Source organism: Nocardiopsis eucommiae, from assembly GCF_965344335.1.
GTDB lineage: Bacteria > Actinomycetota > Actinomycetes > Streptosporangiales > Streptosporangiaceae > Nocardiopsis > Nocardiopsis eucommiae.
In genome coordinates this window covers 123,668-139,092 of sequence record NZ_CBDRIY010000001.1, presented here as the reverse complement: position 1 = coordinate 139,092, position 15,425 = coordinate 123,668, and the positions used below count along the sequence as shown (strand labels likewise).

The window sequence follows — 15,425 nt, the reverse complement described above, 5'->3', positions numbered from 1 at the left end:
ACGGGACCCCCGGGCTCAGTCCCGGTAGAGGGCGGCCACCTCCTCCGCGTAGCGCTCCTCGACCACACGGCGGCGGAGCTTGAGGGAGGGGGTGAGCTCGCCGGTTCCGGGCCCCCACTCCCCTGCCAGCAGCCGGTACCGCTTGACCTGCTCGGGACGGCTGAGCCGGGCGTTGGCCGCGGCCACCGCGCGCTCGATCTCGGCCAGCACCTCGGGGTGGGCGTCCAGCCCCGCGCCGTCGGCGTCCAGCCCGCGTTCGCCCGCCCACAGCGGAGTCATCTCGGGGTCGAGGACGAGCAGTGCCACCAGGTAGGGGCGGGCGTCGCCGTGCACGAGGGCCTGCCCCACCAGCGGGTGCTCCTTGAGCGTGTTCTCCACCAGGACGGGCGGGATGTTCTTGCCGCCCGAGGTCACGATGATCTCCTTCTTGCGGTCGGTGATCCAGAGGAAGCCGTCCTCGTCGATCCGGCCGACGTCGCCGGTGGCGAACCAGCCCTCCTCGTCCGTGGCGGGGCTGACGGTCCCGTCCGGTTGGAGGTAGCCCTCGAAGACCGAGCGGCCGCGCAGGTGTACCTCTCCGTCGTCGGCCAGCCGTACCTGGATGCCCTCGATCGGGCGACCCACGGAGCCGAGGCGGTTGCGGCCCACGTCCGGGGTGTTGAGCGTGGCCACGCCGACGGACTCGGTGAGCCCCCAGACGTCCATCACGGCCAGGCCCAGGGACGCCCAGAAGCGCAGCACGTCCACGGGCATGGGCGCCGAGGCGCTGGAGGCCAGGACCACCCGGTCCAGGCCGAGCCGGGCGAGCAGCGGCGTGAGCACGGAGGCGTGGACCTCCCGGTAGCGCGCCTCCAGTCCGGGGGGTATCTCCTCACCGCGTTCCCGGTGGCTGTGGTAGTCAGCGGCCACGTCCCGGGCCGTCGCGACCACGGCGGCGATCTCCTCGGGCAGGGCGGCGAGGGAGGCCCGTACTCCGGTGGCCAGCTTCTCCCACACGCGCGGCACCCCCACGAAGTGCGGGGGGCGGATCTCGGGCAGTGCCCCGGCGAGGGCGGCGGGATCCGCGCACATCCACACGTGGGAGACACGGAAGAGCGGCAGGTAGAGGCTGAGCAGCCGTTCCGCGATGTGGGCGAGCGGGAGGTAGCAGACGTGGCTGGGATGGTCGGGCAGGTCCACGGCGGCGTCGAGGGCGGTCGCCTGGGCGAGGACCTGGCGGTGGGTGATGGCGGCGCCCTTGGGGTCGCCGGTGGTGCCGGAGGTGTAGACGACGGTGACCAGGTGGTCGGGGGTGAGGTCGCGCCAACGGTCGAAGGCTCCGGAGGGCACGGTGTCGATCAGGCCGTCGTAGGGGGTGTGTCCGCGTCCGGGGTCGGGCCGCTCCAGCACCACCAGGGTCTCGAGGGCGGTTCCGGGGTCGTCGAGGAGCTTCTCCCAGTGGACGGCGACGTCGGGGTCCTCCACCACGGCGAGACGGGCACGGCTGCGGCGGCAGACGTACCCGATCTGTTCGGGGGCGGCGGTGGAGTAGACGGTGGTGGGGACCGCCCCGGCATGGACGAGGGCGAGGTCGGAGAGCCAGTGTTCGGGCCGGTTGCCCATCATGAGCAGGACGTGGTCGCCGGGGCGGACGCCGAGCGCGGCGTAGCCCTCGGCCAGGGCGGCGACCGCCTCACGCGCCTGCTCCCAGGTGAGGGTGGTCCAGCCGGTGGCCCCGGGCTCCCGCCAGGAGAGCGCGGGGAGGCCGGGGTGCTCACGAGCGTTGCGCAGGAGGAGTTCGGGGAGGGTGCGGTTCGTGGGATCGTCCGTGGTGCCGGGGGCGGAGGTCATGTGTGCTCCTGGGGCAGCTTCCTCGTATATGTGATCCAGAACACACGAGAGCCTAGCAGTCCACCTTTCCCCGGAAAGGGCGACGAAGAGGCGCTTTCCCGTGAAAGGACGGACCGAAACGGGGGCGTCGCACACCCCCGGGCCACCCCGCCCCGACTCTGCGGGGAACCGGACGCTACTGATAAGTAATATTCATCTGGGGTAACCACTGGTAACACCTCGAGCGCCGTCCCCCTGTCCCGCGTGACCCCAAGGAGCCACCCCGTGCCCGACTTCTCCCTCCAGCTTCCCGAAGAGATCAGCGACGTCCGGGACTGGGCCCACGGGTTCGCCGCCGACGTCATCCGCCCCGCCGCCGCCGAGTGGGACGAGCGCGAGGAGACCCCCTGGCCGATCATCCAGGAGGCCGCCAAGATCGGCCTGTACTCCCTGGACTTCTTCGCGACCCAGGCCTTCGAGGAGAGCGGCCTCGGCATGGCCGTCACCATCGAGGAACTGTTCTGGGGGGACTCCGGGATCGGCCTGGCCATCATGGGCACCGGCCTGGCCGCCGCGTCGCTGAGCACGACCGGCACACCCGAGCAGATCGGTGAGTGGGCGCCGCAGATGTTCGGCACCCCCGACGACGTCAAACTCGCCGCCTTCTGCTCCTCCGAACCCGACGCGGGTTCGGACGTCTCCGCGATCCGCACCCGCGCCGTCTACGACCAGGCCAAGGACGAGTGGGTGATCAACGGAGTCAAGACCTGGGCCACCAACGGCGGCATCGCCCACGTGCACGTGGTGATCGCCTCCGTCGAGCCCGAGCTGGGCTCGCGCGGGCAGGCGTCGTTCATCATCCCGCCGAACACCCCCGGCCTGTCCCAGGGCCAGAAGTTCGCCAAGCACGGCATCCGCGCCTCGCACACCGCCGAGGTCGTCCTGGACGACGTACGCGTCCCCGGCTCCTGCCTGATCGGCGGCAAGGACAGGTTCGACGAGCGGATCGCCCGCGCCAGGGAGGGCAGGCGCTCCAAGGGCCAGGCCGCCATGAAGACCTTCGAGGCGACCCGTCCCACCGTGGGCGCGATGGCGGTGGGCTGCGCCCGCGCCGCCTACGAGTACGCCCGCGACTACTCCACCCAGCGCGAGCAGTTCGGCCGCCCCATCGGCGACAACCAGGGCGTGGCCTTCCTCCTGGCCGACATGGCCACCCGCATCGACGCCGCCCGGTTGCTGGTGTGGCGAGCCGCCTGGATGGCGCGCAACGGCAAGGACTTCACCAACGCCGAGGGCTCCATGAGCAAGCTCTACGCCTCCGAGACCGCCACCTACGTCACCCAGAACTCCCTGCGCATCCTGGGCGGCAACGGCTACACAAGGGACTACCCCGTGGAGCGCTGGCACCGCGACGCCTCCATCTTCACCATCTTCGAGGGCGCCAGCGAGATCCAGAAACTCATCATCGGCCGCACCGTCACCGGCCTGCCGATCCGCTGACACGGGGGTGAACCCGCAGGTGAGCGGGGAGGCTTAGGGACGAGGAGGTGAGGCCGGTGTTCGCATGGCCCGCACTCGGAGTCCTGGTCGGCATCGCCGTACCCGTCGCCGTCATCTTCCTGGTGCTGGGCATCTTCCGGATCGTCCAGCGCCAGGCGGAGAAGGCCGTCCGCTCACCCGACTACTGGAAGCAGGTCCCCGACGGGACCGGCCCGGCCGAGGAGCAGGACGCGGCCGACGAGACCGAGGAACGGGACGGGGCCCGGGGCCGCCCCGGCGACGACCGCTAGGGCGCTCACACGGCGCGCGCGACGGTGACGATCTCGCCCTCGGCGCCGGTGAACGGCCCCCGTTCCCAGTCGCCGTACCGCTCCGCGACCTCGAACCCGGCCCCGGCGAGGAACCGGTCGAGTTCCCTCGCCGGGGTGAAGCGCAGCGCGCCCCGGTCCACCCGGAGCGGGGCGCCGTCCCCGGCGGCGACGGTCTCGGTCAGGGTGACGACCCCCTCCGCCACCGACTCCACACGGTGCTCCACCCGGAGCGCGCGCCCCTGGTGGTCCACCACCTCGGCGGCGTTCTCGGGGACCCACCGTTCCCAGGCGCGCGCCACCGGGTTCCGCGTGCCGAACACGAACCGCCCGCCCTCACGGAGCGCGGCGCGGATCGCTCCCAGCGACCGGCGCAGCTCCTGGTCGGAGACGAACTCCTGGAAGGCGTTCCCGCCCATCAGCGCGAGGTCGAACTCCTGGCGCCGCGCCAGGTCCACCGCGCGCCCCTCGACCCACTCCACGTCCGCTCGCGTCCGTGCCCGGCAGAGGGAGGGCACGTCCGGATCGATCCCGAGGAGCCGCCCCGTGTGCCCCTCCCTCCGGGCCCGGTGCAACAGCGTCCCGGTCCCGCAGCCCACGTCCACCACGGCGTCGGCCGCCATCACGTGGGACAGGTGGAAGTCGTCGCACGGGGCCCAGGGGTTGAGCAGGTCGTAGAGAGCGGCGCGGTCGTCGTCCGCGTAGGGGCGGGGGGAGGTGGCCATACGTGTCAGTGTCGCCGCCCGCCCCCGCGACCGCATCCGGTTTTCGGGTGTTCGGTTTCCGGGCGCCCGGCTACTCCTTGGAGGCGGTGGCGCCCCACCAGATGTTGACGTCGGAGTCGACCGCCCACCGGTCGATGTCGCGCAGTTCCTCCTCGGTGAACTCCGTGTTCTCCACGGCTCGGAGGTTCTGCTCCAGCTGCTCCACGCTGGAGGCGCCGACCAACGCCGTGGTGACCGTGCGCGGCCCCTGGTCCCGCAGGACCCAGGAGATCGCCATCTGGGCGAGGGTCTGGTCGCGCTCGGCCGCGATCTGGTTGAGCGCCCGGGCCCGGCCGAGCACCTCCTCGGTGAGCATGTTCTCCCGCCAGCTGGGCCGCCCCACCCCCGCACGCGAGTCCGAGGGCACCTCGCCGCCGAGGTAACGCGACGTGAGCAGCCCCTGGGCCAGCGGCGAGAAGGCGACCACACCCATGCCCTCGTCCGACGCCGCCTCCAACAGGCCGTCCTCGACCCAGCGGTTGAGCATCGAGTACGAGGGCTGGTGGACGGTCAGCGGCGTGCCGAGGTCGCGCATGATCGCCGCGGCCCGCCGGGTCAGCGACGGCCCGTAGGAGGAGATGCCCGCGTACAGCGCCCGCCCGGACACCACCGCGTGGTGGAGGGCCAGCATGGTCTCCTCCAGCGGGGTGTCCGGGTCCGGCCGGTGGCTGTAGAAGACGTCGACGTGCTCGAGGCCCATCCGGGCGAGCGAACGGTCCAGCGAGGACAGGAGGTACTTGCGTGATCCGCCCCGCTGGTGCGGCCCCGGCCCCATCACCCATCCCGCCTTGGTGGTGATCACCAGTTCGTCGCGGTAGGAGCCGAGGTCCTTCGCCAGGACACGCCCGAGGTTGGCCTCCGCGCTACCCGGCGGCGGACCGTAGTTGTTGGCCAGGTCGAAGTGGAAGACGCCCAGGTCGAACGCGCGGCACAGGATGCGGCGCTGCCCCTCCAGGTCCCGGTCGTCACCGAAGTTCTGCCACAGTCCCAGCGACAGCCGGGGCAGGTTCAGCCCGCTCCTGCCGCAGTTCCGGTACTCCAGAGAGTCGTACCGGTCGTCGTCCGCCACGTACGTGCCCAAACTTCCGCTCCCCTTCCGCCTGGTTCCCGCCACCGTCGAAACGTGCCGACGCTACTCGTCGATCGTCAGCTCGCCCATCCGGTCCCAGCCCTCGCCGTCGACCACGCGACTGACGATCAGCGGGGTCTCCTTCAGCAGCGGCTTCATCGAGGCCAGTCCGGCGCGGAAGTGGTCGCTGTTGACGTGGGCCTCCGCGGCACCGTCCTTGAAAGCCTCGACGAGCACGAACTCGTCGTCGCGCTCGACGCTGCGGGACCACTCGAACCACAGGTTGCCCGGCTCGGCTCGGGTGGCCGCGGTGAAGTCGGCGACCGCGTCGAGGAAGCCGTCGACGGCCTCCGGCCTGGTCCGGAACTTGACGACGATCAGGATCATCCCGCATCTCCTTCGTTTTGTGCCACGGGGCGCGCGGTCGTGCCGCACCCCGTCGACCACTCTCCCAGAGCCCGGGGGCCGGGGCCGCGACGGCCCGGGCACCCGAGGTGTTCGTCCCCTCACCCGGGTCCGTGTCCGACACCGCACCCGGGGGAGGCCGCCGTCCGGTCTCAGGCTCCGCCGAGGGTGGTGCCCGGCAGGCGGGTGGCGCGCCACTCGTCGTCGGAGACCTCGCGCACCTCCAGGGAACCGAGGGTCTCCTCGGGGTGGACCATCTCGACGTTGGCGACCAGGGCCTCCCCGTTCAGGTCCGTGTTCACGGTGATCTCGCCGACCTCGATCTCCTCCGCTCCGGGCAGCCCGGCGACGTAGTCGGGGAAGGCCTCCACACAGTCCTGGCCGTCGTCTCCCTGGCCGACGATCGCCGCCTGGGCGCTCTCGTCAGCGAAGGTGCAGGCCAGCTCACCGTCTCCGGCGATCAACGCGGCCACGAACCCCTCCGCCACGGTACGGGCGGCGTCGGTGGCCTCGGCGGCGTCCTCCTCGCTGGGTTCGGTGCCCTCCTGGCCGTCCCCCTGGGCAGCCTCCTCGACGGCCTCCCCGTCGGGGGCCTCATCCCCTCCGGAGCAGGCCGTGAGCGCGAGGAAGAGGGGCAGGGCTGCACACAGCAGGGTGCGTCGCATGGGGGTCGCCTTCCGTGGACGGGCGGGGAGGGCCGACAGCGGACTTCGGAGAAGCCCGGCGCCCGTCGACGCCTCCGGGGGACGCACCATTGTTACCGCATTCACCTGATTGATGACTACGTGTGCCCGCACCCGGTTCTCCGCGCACCCACTGACCAGGCAAAGCATGGGCCCTGGTTCGGTTCGGCTTGACCCCGTCCCGGGCAGGCCCCTCCAGCGCGCACTTCGCGCACACGCGCTCTCACTTTGGGTAACCGACCAGAAGGGGTTCCATGACCCATCTCGACGACGACCGCGCGACCCAGCGCGGACTGGAGGGGCTGAGCCCCTTCGAGCTCAAGGGCCATCTGATGGACCTGGCCGGGGAGTCCTCCCGCAAGAGCGCCCACGCCCTGCTCAACGCCGGGCGGGGTAACCCGAACTGGACCGCCGCACCGCCCAGGGAGGCGTTCTTCCTGCTCGGCCGGTTCGCCGTCCTGGAGTCCCGGCGCACCTGGAACGAGTGGCCCGCGGTCGCGGGGATGCCCTCCGCCAAGGGCGTGGGTGAACGGCTGTCGCTCTTCCTCGACCAGAACGCGGGCGAGCCCGGTGCCGACCTGCTCCGGCGCGTGCTCGACCGGGTGGATCCGCACCGCTGGGACGAGGTCGTGCACGAACTGGTCGACGGCGTGATCGGCGACAACTACCCGGTGCCCGACCGCGTCCTGCCGTTCGTGGCAGAGTCGGTGCACGAGTACCTGGTCCGGGCGATGGGCGATCGGGCCCCTGAGACCCCCTACGACCTGTTCGCGGTCGAGGGCGGTACCGCCGCCATGTGCTACGTCTTCGACTCCCTCCAGGCCAACCGGGTCCTGCGCCGGGGCGACCGGATCGCGCTGATGACGCCGATCTTCACCCCCTACCTGGAGATCCCCCGCCTGGACCGCTACGCCTTCGACGTCGTGGAGGTCAGCGCCTCGCGTACCACCGAGGGCGACTTCCACGCCTGGGACTACGACGACGCCGAGCTGGACAAGCTGGCCGACCCGTCCGTACGTCTGGTGTGCCTGGTCAACCCGAGCAACCCGCCCTCGGTGGCGCTCTCCGAACGCTCCCTGGAGCGCCTCCGCGACATCGTGGAGCACCGCAACCGCGACCTGGTGATCGTCACCGACGACGTGTACGGCACCTTCGTGCGCGGCTTCACCTCGCTGTTGGAGGTGTGCCCGCGCAACACCCTCGGCGTGTACTCGTTCTCGAAGTACTTCGGAGCGACCGGCTGGCGGCTGGGGGTGATCGCCCTCCAACCGGACAACGTCGTGGACGACCTGATCGCGCGTCTGGAGGGGGTGGACGCCGAGGCGGTACGACGTCGCTACTCCTCACTGTCACTGGACGTGCCGGGGATGCGGTTCGTCGACCGCATGGTGGCCGACAGCCGGTCGGTGGCGCTGAACCACACCGCCGGGCTGTCCACCCCCCAGCAGGTGCAGATGGCGCTGTTCGCCCTCTTCGCGCTCACCCATGCCGACGAGGAGTACCACGCACCGGTGATGAGCGTGCTGGACCGACGGCTCGCGGCGCTGTCCGAGGGGCTGGGCGTGCCCCTGCCCAAGGACCCCCGGCGCGCGGGCTACTACGTCGAACTCGACCTGCTGTCCTGGGCCGAACGCCACTGGGGGGCCGAGTTCGCCGCGTGGACGCGCGCGAACTACGAACCGGTGGACCCCGTCCTGCGCCTGGCGCAGGAGGACGGGGTGGTGCTGCTCAACGGCGGCGGGTTCGACGGGCCGGAGTGGTCGGTGCGGATCAGTCTGGCCAACCTCGACCACGAGGCCTACGAACGGATCGGCCGCGTCCTGAAGGAGATAGGAGAGGAGTACCACCGGAGGTACACCGAGGCCACCAGGGCCACCGATCACAGCTGAGACCCCGACCGTGCTGAGACCCCGACCGTGAGGAGTCCGCCGTGGGCGGCTGGATCACCGACCTGTTCAGGAACACCCCGGAGATCGCGCTCTTCACCGCGCTCGCCCTGGGGTACGCGTTCGGCCGGGTGCCGTTCGGACCGATCCGCCTGGGCGGGGTCTGCGGCACCCTGCTCATGGCACTGCTGATCGGCTACCTGACCGGGGCCGAACTCAGCTCCGGGGTACAGAACCTCGCGTTCGCGCTGTTCATCTTCGCCCTGGGGTTCAGCAGCGGACCGCAGTTCTTCGCCAACCTCAACCGCAAGGGCCTGCGTTACCTGGGCTTCCCGATCATCGAGGTGGTGTCGGTGATCCTCGTGGTGCTGGCGTTCACGGTGATCATGGGTCTGGACCAGGGCACGGCCGCCGGTCTGATGGCCGGTGGCGCCACGGAGTCGGCCGCGCTGGGCACCGCGAGCGAGGCGATCGGGCGGCTGGGGCTGTCGGAGGCGGAGACCCGCACCCTCCAGAACAACGTGGCCACCGCCTACACCGTCAGCTACCTGTGCGGGCTGATCACCATCGTGCTGCTCACCAGCCAGATCGCGCCCAGGCTGATGCGGGTCGACCTGCGCGCGGAGTCCGCGAGGCTGTGGCACCGGTTGAGCGGCGGGCACGACTCCCGGCCCGGAGAGCAGCCCGCCCTCCCGGACCTGGTGGGCCGCGTCTTCCGGGTGGAGGGCGGCGCCGGGCGCACGGTCGACGACCTCACCCACGCGCTGCCCGGAAGCGCGACAGTGGAGGAGCTGCGCCGGGGCGACCAGAACACGCGCCCCGAGGCCACCACGAGGGTCCGGGAGGGCGACCTGCTGACAGTGGTGGGCCGCCGTGCCGCCCTGGTCGGCGCGGAGGGCGTGATCGGCCCCGAGCAGGCCGAGGAGCCCGACGTCAAGCTGCGCTCCCTGGACGTGGTGCTCACGCACCGGGCCGCGCACAACCTGCCGCTGAGCGGGATCAGGGACGTGCTCGGCCCGGGGCTGCGGGAGTCGGTGTTCGTGGAGCGGGTGACCCGCACCGAGAGGGAGCTCCCGGCGCTGCCCGGCACGGTGCTCCAGGTCGGTGACGTCCTCACGATCCTGGGGGCGCCCAGCGACGTGGAGGCGGCGGAGCGCAGACTGGGCTACCCGGTGGCGTCGCGGTACACCACCGACTTCGTCTACCTGGGCCTCGGGCTGGTACTGGGCATCCTGATCGGGCAGATCGTGATCCCGGTGGGCAACGCGGAGCTCACCCTGGGCACGGGCGGCGGCGCGCTGCTGGCCGGGCTGGTCTTCGGGTACCTCCGGGCCAGGCGACCCACCTTCGGCACCCTGCACCCGGCCGCCGCGGGCACCATGAAGGACCTGGGTCTGGCGACCTTCATCGCCGCGGTCGGGATGTCGGCGGGTCCGTCCGCTCTCCAGCTGGTGCAGCACTACGGGGTGATGCTGCCGGTCGCGGCGGTGCTGACCACCCTCATCCCGGCGACGGTGTCGATCATCGTGGGATGGAAGGTCCTGCGCATCGAGCCACCACTGCTCATGGGGGCCGTGGCCGGTCAGCAGTGCAGCACTCCGGCGATCAGCCAGGTGGTGTCCACGGCGGGCAACTCGGTCCCGATGATCGCCTACACCATCACGTACGCGATCTCGAACATCCTGCTGCCGCTGACCGGTCCGGTCATCGTGGCACTGGCCGGGATGGTGGTGTGAGCGGCGGGCCCCGGAACCGGGGCTTGTCCCCGGGGACGACCTCTGGTCATATGGAGGAGGGTGACCGGCATCACGGTATCCACTGGCGCACAGAGCACGCGCGGGCGTGCCACCGGAGATTCGGCGCGCGGGCATGCGCTGCCGCGTCGGTGTGCGCCCGTGCCGGAGGTGACATGTCGTACCGACCACGGGAGGGCGCCCACGGCGCCCTCGTAGCGGACCTTCCCCCCGCCCTGGGAAGCAGGCTGCGTCCCCTGGTGCCGCATCTGACGGAGGAGGCCGTGGAGGCCGTCCGACGCCGGGCCGAAGCCCACTCCCAGACGTTGGAACCCGCGCACGTGGAGTCGGTGCGGACGGTGATCGGCGCCGCCGCCCACGCCTTCCTCGACCGGATCGAGGACGGCTCGGGGGCCGTGCGCCGCGCGGGCGCGGAGGACACCCCGGAGGGTCCGGGGGCGATCGGGCGGACCTTTCGCGCGTTCGGGGCCGGGGAGGCCCGGCAGGGACGCTCCCTGGAGTGCCTGCACACCGGGATGCGCACGTCGGCGGCGGTGGCGTGGCGACGCCTGGCCGGGGCCCACTCGATCGACCGGGACCAGATGGCCGCCCTGGGTGAGGCGCTCTTCGCGTTCCAGGAGGAGATCTCCACGGCCGCCGCCGAGGGGCACGCCCAGGTGCGGGGCGCGGGTGTGGAGGCGCTGCGACGGCGCCGGTCCCGACTGCTGGACGTGCTGCTGGCGGAGTCGGGCACGGAACCGGAGGCGAGGACGGTGTCGACCCTGGCGCGGGCGGCGCGGTGGCGGGTGCCCGAACGGGTGGCCGTGGCCCTGCTGCACCAGGAGGACGCGTCCGCCCCACCGGTGCCGCCCTCGGACGTGCTGGTGGACCTGGACCGGCTGGAGCCGTGCGCGCTGATACCCGATCCCGAGGGCCCGGGCAGGCTCCGGTCCCTGGAGCGTTCCCTGCGGGGGTACCGAGCGGTGCTGGGTCCGACCGTTCCCCTGGACGAGGCTCCGGCCTCTCTGGCGCGGGCGCGGGAGCTGGCCGAGCTGGCGCGGTGCGGGGTGGTGTCCGGGCCGGGCGTGCTGCGGTGGAGCGACCACCTGCCGGAGCTGCTCCTCTCGCGGGACACGGCTCTGGTGGCGGAGCTGACCCGGTCGCGGTTGGCGCCGCTGGCCGGGATGCGGGAACCACAGCGGGAACGCATGGCCGACACCCTGCTGGCGTGGTTGGAGTCGGGGTTCAACGCCAACGAGGCGGCGGAGCGGCTGCGCATCCACCCGCAGACCGTGCGGTACCGGATGCGGCAGTTGGAGGAGCTGTTCGGTTCCCGGCTCCGGGAGCCCGGAGCGCGCTTCGAACTGGAGCTGGTCCTGCGGGCCCGCAGGCTGTTGGGACCCCTGGAGTGAGCGCATACCGAACAGTCGGGATGTTCCCCGCGCGATACGGCGCGGGGAACATCCCGGGGTTCAGTCCCGGGGGGCCAAAGCCCGGACCACGGCGGCCGGGTCGGTTCCGGGCGGGCTGATCGGGGCGATCACCGGGGTGTCCACCCCCGCCTCGGCGTAGGTGCGGATCCGTTCACGGCAGTGCGCGGCCGGTCCGTGCACGACGAGTTCGTCCACCACCGAGTCCGGGATCGCCGCGAGCGCCCCCTTGCGGTCCCCCTCCTCCCACGCGCTCCACATGGGGCCGAGTTCGTCGCGGCCCAGCCACTCGTGGAAGGCCCGGTAGACGGGGACGTTCAGGTACGCCGATATCGCCCAGCGACCGATCCCCCGCGCGGTCTCGGGGTCCGTGTCGGGCACGGCGAAGATCCGCGCCACCACCTCCTTGTCGTCACCCGACTCGCGCACGATCGGGGCGACGGTGCGCACGTCCTCAGCGGACAGCCAGTTGAGGATGGCACCGTCGGCCTCGCGGCCCGCCAGGCGCAGCATGCCCGGGCGCAGCGCGGCCACCAGGACGGGCGGGGACTGCTCGGGGACGGCGCCGAGCGTGAATCCCCGGACGGAGAAGGTGTCGTACTCGGCCGTGACCTTCCGGCCGGTCAGCGCCTCGCGCAGGAACCGCACGGTGTCACGGACCCTCTTGTAGGGCTCCTCGAAGGGGAGGGAGTTCCAGCGCTCCACGATCACGTTCGAGGAGGTGCCCACCCCCAGGACGAACCGGCCGGGCGCGGCGGCGGCCATCGTGGCGGCGCTCATGGCCAGGGTGGCGGGGCCCCGCGTGTAGGCGGGGACGATCGCGGTGCCCAGCCTCAGCCCCGGCGCCCACACGCTGGCCAGGGCCAGCGGGGTGAACGCGTCGGTGCCGTTGGCCTCGGACGACCACGCGTCGGTGTAGCCGAGGTCGGGCAGGGCCTCGAAGAGCGGGCGCTGGTCGGCCAGGGGGACGCCCTCGAAGGGAACGGTGATGCCCCAGCGGTCGGTCATGACGGCTCCATGGGTCGGTGTACGAACCGAACCGGATTCGGCCCGGTGTGGCACGACCGTACCCCCGCGGCCCGCCGCGCAGAAGACCGCGCCCGAGCCAGCCGAGGCGTATGTTCGGAGTCGGGGCCCCGCGGGCCCCGAACGGACGACCCCGAGAACGAAGGAGGCCATCCCCGTGGCCAAGCCACCCTCTCCCTACGACTTCCTGCCCGTCGTCGACGCGTTCACCGTGACCAGCGACGACGTCAAGGACGGTCAGGCCCTGCCCCGGGCCCAGGTCAGCGGGATCATGGGTGCCGGGGGCGTGGACGTCTCCCCGCACCTGTCCTGGAGCGGGTTCCCCGAGGGGACCCGGAGCTTCGCCGTCACGTGCTTCGACCCGGACGCGCCCACCGCGAGCGGTTTCTGGCACTGGTCGGTCTGCGACATCCCCGTCGACGTGACCGAGCTGCCGACCGACGCGGGCAACGGTTCCGGTCTGCCGGAACAGGCCGTGACCCTGCGCAACGACGCCGGGAGCCACCGCTACGTCGGCGCGGCCCCGCCCGCCGGACACGGGCCCCACCGGTACGTGTTCGCGGTGCACGCCGTGGACGTCCCGACCCTGGGCATCGACGCCTCCGCGAGTCCGGCGTTCCTCGGGTTCAACCTGTTCTCGCACGCGATCGGCCGCGCGTTCATCACGCCCACGTACGAGCAGGACTAGCAGGACCCGGGGGGGTGACCCCCGCCGCCGGAGGGCGGGTGACGCACCGAGCGCGTCACCCGCCCTCTGCCCTTCCTCCCGGGGCCATGGAGTACACGCGCGAGGGGCCCGTTCGGTTGTCCTGGGAACCGCATCCGGCCAATCCCGGGTCGCGGGAGCACTCCCCCGTCTAGGCTCGATCCATCCCCCGGCCCACTCGAATCTCGCTCGGAAGGGTTCAGCCGGTGCCACAGCAGACTTCGAGGAAACCGACCGTCGTGGTGACGACGGCGGGTTCCGCACCCACCCCCGGAACCATCCTTCACCTGCGCGAGAACGGCTTCCGAGTGGTGGCCACCGACGTGGACCCGGCCGCTCCCGGCCTGTACCTGGCCGACCGGGGCCACCTGGTCCCGCCGGGCGCCAGCGAGGCCTTCCTCCCCCGGATGCGGTCCCTGTGCGCTGAGGAGGGGGCCGCCGCCGTGGTGCCGCTGGTGGACGAGGAACTGGTCCGCGTGGGCGGTCTGTCCGAGGACGGAATCGCCGTCCTGCTGCCCCGCCCCGGGTTCGTCACCACCTGCCTGGACAAGTACGCCCTCATGCGTCGGTTGGAGGACGCCGGGATCGGGGTCCCCCGCACCTGGCTCGCCTCGACCTGGCCCGCCGACGCCGCCGACCGGCCCCCGGGAGGGCTGATCGTCAAGCCCCGCAGCGGTCGGGGCAGCCGGGGCGTTCGGGTGGTCGAGTCGTCCCGTGACGTGGCGGGCGTGGTCGCGGAGAGCGGATACGCGGCCGACGAGCTGATCGTGCAGGAACGCGTCACCGGCCCCGAGTACACGGTGTCCGTCGTGGTGTGGCGGGACGGCGAGGTGCAGGCGGTCGTGCCCAAGGAGGTCCTGCTCAAGCAGGGCGTCACCAGGTACGCGGTCACGCGCCGCCACCCGGAGGTCGCCCGGGCCTGCCGCGCCGTCCAGAGCGCCCTGCGCGCGGACGGACCCTTCAACGTGCAGCTGTGCCTGGACGACCGGGGGCGGCCCAGGATCTTCGAGATCAACCCCCGGTTCTCGTCCACGGCGGCGCTCACGGTGGCAGCTGGGGTCGACGAGATCACCGGCCTGCTCCGCCAGGCCGTGTGCGACGGCCCCCGGCTCACCGACGAGTGGCGGGAGGGCGTCACGATGGTGCGGCGCTGGACCGACGAGTTCATGTCCGAGGAGCGGTTCGCCTCACAGGGGATCTCCCCGGCCCCGCCCGAGGGGTTGGTCCCGCCGGGACCGGTGACCTCCGGTGCGCCCGCGACCGTTCCGGCGCGGGTCCGATGAGCGCTGAGACCGCGCTCGTGGAGGCGATGGCGCGCGCGGTCACGGAGGTCGGCGGGCTGCTGCGCGCGTGGCGTCCGGACCCGGCCGCGCGGGACGGCGTGTGGGAGGGAAACCAGTTCAAGGCCGAGGCCGACGCCCGGGCGCACCGGGCGCTCTCCCTGCGGCTCACCGCGATCGACCCCGGCGCCCCGGTGGTGAGCGAGGAGGACCCGGCGTCCCTCACCCGGGAGCGCCCGCCCCGGTACTGGCTGATCGACCCCATCGACGGGACCGCCAGTTACGTCCACGGGTTCGACGGCTACGTGACCCAGGCGGCGCTGGTCGTCGGGGGGCGTCCCGAGGCGGCGGCGGTCTTCGTTCCCGAGCGGGGCACCCTCTACACGGCCGAGCGCGGGCGGGGTGCGCGGCGGAACGGGCGCGTACTGCCCCCGCGGCCACCCGCCCCGCCCGGCCGGGGTGTGCTCACCGACAACACCCCGGAACCCTCGGGGGTGGCCCGTCGCGTGTACGACCACTTCGGCTACGGCGGGTACCTGGAGAGCGGGAGCATCTCGCTGAAGCTCTGCCGGATCGCCGAGGGTGACGCCCAGTTGTTCGTGAAGGACGTCCCGGTGCGCGACTGGGACGTGGCCGCGCCCGGTCTGGTGCTGGCCGAGACGGGGGGTCTGCTGACCCGTCTGGACGGCTCAGGGTTCACCTATCAGGGGGCCTTCGAGCACGTCGGCCTGGTGGGCGCGGGCGACCCGTCCACGTGCCGCGAGGTGTCCCGTTGGCTAGCGCTCTGACCTGCGACGAAACCACCTCGCCGACGGTGGTTCGCAAA

Annotated in this window: 14 protein-coding genes; 8 read left to right on the top strand and 6 right to left on the bottom strand. The window is 72.1% G+C overall.

Translation table 11 applies throughout. From position 1 onward, the window contains the following. Positions 1-15 precede the first annotated feature (15 nt). Complete coding sequence (locus tag ACRWK8_RS00605; protein ID WP_431867600.1) at positions 16-1,830, bottom strand: AMP-dependent synthetase/ligase; 1,815 nt, start codon at positions 1,828-1,830, stop codon at positions 16-18. A gap of 264 nt (positions 1,831-2,094) precedes the next feature. On the opposite strand from ACRWK8_RS00605, the gene ACRWK8_RS00600 reads away from it, so the two are divergent. Both ACRWK8_RS00600 and ACRWK8_RS00595 read left to right on the top strand, forming a co-directional pair. Further along, entirely contained in the window at positions 2,095-3,309 is a 1,215-nt protein-coding gene (locus ACRWK8_RS00600; protein WP_431867599.1) for an acyl-CoA dehydrogenase family protein, read from the top strand. A 56-nt stretch (positions 3,310-3,365) separates the two neighbouring features. After that, positions 3,366-3,599 (top strand): hypothetical protein, encoded by a 234-nt coding sequence (locus ACRWK8_RS00595; protein WP_378734940.1) that lies wholly within the window; start codon positions 3,366-3,368, stop codon positions 3,597-3,599. Between the two features lie 5 nt (positions 3,600-3,604). Here ACRWK8_RS00595 and ACRWK8_RS00590 read toward each other — a convergent pair whose 3' ends face one another. The 4 genes from ACRWK8_RS00590 to ACRWK8_RS00575 all read right to left on the bottom strand — a co-directional run bounded on the left by ACRWK8_RS00590 (position 3,605) and on the right by ACRWK8_RS00575 (position 6,520). Beyond that, entirely contained in the window at positions 3,605-4,342 is a 738-nt protein-coding gene (locus tag ACRWK8_RS00590; RefSeq protein WP_431867598.1) for a class I SAM-dependent methyltransferase, read from the bottom strand. 70 nt (positions 4,343-4,412) lie between these two features. Then, positions 4,413-5,462: an aldo/keto reductase gene (locus ACRWK8_RS00585; protein ID WP_431867597.1), complete on the bottom strand. Its 1,050-nt coding sequence runs from the start codon at positions 5,460-5,462 to the stop codon at positions 4,413-4,415. A 51-nt stretch (positions 5,463-5,513) separates the two neighbouring features. Beyond that, positions 5,514-5,837: a putative quinol monooxygenase gene (locus ACRWK8_RS00580; RefSeq protein ID WP_431867596.1), complete on the bottom strand. Its 324-nt coding sequence runs from the start codon at positions 5,835-5,837 to the stop codon at positions 5,514-5,516. 170 nt (positions 5,838-6,007) lie between these two features. Continuing rightward, positions 6,008-6,520, bottom strand: coding sequence for a lumazine-binding domain protein (locus ACRWK8_RS00575; RefSeq protein WP_431867595.1), 513 nt, complete (start codon positions 6,518-6,520; stop codon positions 6,008-6,010). A 272-nt stretch (positions 6,521-6,792) separates the two neighbouring features. Between ACRWK8_RS00575 and ACRWK8_RS00570 the strand changes: the two genes are divergently transcribed. The 3 genes from ACRWK8_RS00570 to ACRWK8_RS00560 all read left to right on the top strand — a co-directional run bounded on the left by ACRWK8_RS00570 (position 6,793) and on the right by ACRWK8_RS00560 (position 11,569). Further along, entirely contained in the window at positions 6,793-8,427 is a 1,635-nt protein-coding gene (locus ACRWK8_RS00570; RefSeq protein ID WP_431867594.1) for a bifunctional aspartate transaminase/aspartate 4-decarboxylase, read from the top strand. A gap of 41 nt (positions 8,428-8,468) precedes the next feature. Beyond that, on the top strand, positions 8,469-10,160 hold the full coding sequence (gene aspT, locus ACRWK8_RS00565) for an aspartate-alanine antiporter (protein ID WP_431867593.1): 1,692 nt from the start codon (positions 8,469-8,471) through the stop codon (positions 10,158-10,160). Positions 10,161-10,333: 173 nt separating this feature from the next. Beyond that, positions 10,334-11,569 carry a PucR family transcriptional regulator gene (locus ACRWK8_RS00560; RefSeq protein ID WP_431867592.1) on the top strand — a complete coding sequence of 412 codons (1,236 nt, stop codon included), beginning with the start codon at positions 10,334-10,336 and terminating at the stop codon, positions 11,567-11,569. Between the two features lie 60 nt (positions 11,570-11,629). On the opposite strand, the gene ACRWK8_RS00555 is transcribed toward ACRWK8_RS00560, so the two are convergent. Continuing rightward, a complete protein-coding gene (locus tag ACRWK8_RS00555; protein WP_431867591.1) occupies positions 11,630-12,595 on the bottom strand; it encodes an LLM class F420-dependent oxidoreductase in 966 nt (321 codons plus the stop codon). 175 nt (positions 12,596-12,770) lie between these two features. On the opposite strand from ACRWK8_RS00555, the gene ACRWK8_RS00550 reads away from it, so the two are divergent. The 3 genes from ACRWK8_RS00550 to ACRWK8_RS00540 all read left to right on the top strand — a co-directional run bounded on the left by ACRWK8_RS00550 (position 12,771) and on the right by ACRWK8_RS00540 (position 15,387). After that, on the top strand, positions 12,771-13,301 hold the full coding sequence (locus tag ACRWK8_RS00550; RefSeq protein ID WP_378734960.1) for a YbhB/YbcL family Raf kinase inhibitor-like protein: 531 nt from the start codon (positions 12,771-12,773) through the stop codon (positions 13,299-13,301). Between the two features lie 257 nt (positions 13,302-13,558). After that, positions 13,559-14,602, top strand: a complete 1,044-nt coding sequence (locus ACRWK8_RS00545) for an ATP-grasp domain-containing protein (protein WP_378734963.1) — start codon at positions 13,559-13,561, stop codon at positions 14,600-14,602. Further along, a complete protein-coding gene (locus ACRWK8_RS00540; RefSeq protein ID WP_431867590.1) occupies positions 14,599-15,387 on the top strand; it encodes an inositol monophosphatase family protein in 789 nt (262 codons plus the stop codon). Before ACRWK8_RS00545 ends, ACRWK8_RS00540 begins: the two co-directional genes overlap by 4 nt. Positions 15,388-15,425: the final 38 nt, after the last annotated feature.

Coding starts and splice junctions, on each gene's coding strand:
- ACRWK8_RS00575 (WP_431867595.1), bottom strand. CDS start 6,520: ATGCGACGCACCCTGCTGTGTGCAGCCCTGCCCCTCTTCCTCGCGCTC.
- ACRWK8_RS00570 (WP_431867594.1), top strand. CDS start 6,793: ATGACCCATCTCGACGACGACCGCGCGACCCAGCGCGGACTGGAGGGG.
- ACRWK8_RS00540 (WP_431867590.1), top strand. CDS start 14,599: ATGAGCGCTGAGACCGCGCTCGTGGAGGCGATGGCGCGCGCGGTCACG.
- ACRWK8_RS00580 (WP_431867596.1), bottom strand. CDS start 5,837: ATGATCCTGATCGTCGTCAAGTTCCGGACCAGGCCGGAGGCCGTCGAC.
- ACRWK8_RS00590 (WP_431867598.1), bottom strand. CDS start 4,342: ATGGCCACCTCCCCCCGCCCCTACGCGGACGACGACCGCGCCGCTCTC.
- ACRWK8_RS00605 (WP_431867600.1), bottom strand. CDS start 1,830: ATGACCTCCGCCCCCGGCACCACGGACGATCCCACGAACCGCACCCTC.
- ACRWK8_RS00560 (WP_431867592.1), top strand. CDS start 10,334: ATGTCGTACCGACCACGGGAGGGCGCCCACGGCGCCCTCGTAGCGGAC.
- ACRWK8_RS00555 (WP_431867591.1), bottom strand. CDS start 12,595: ATGACCGACCGCTGGGGCATCACCGTTCCCTTCGAGGGCGTCCCCCTG.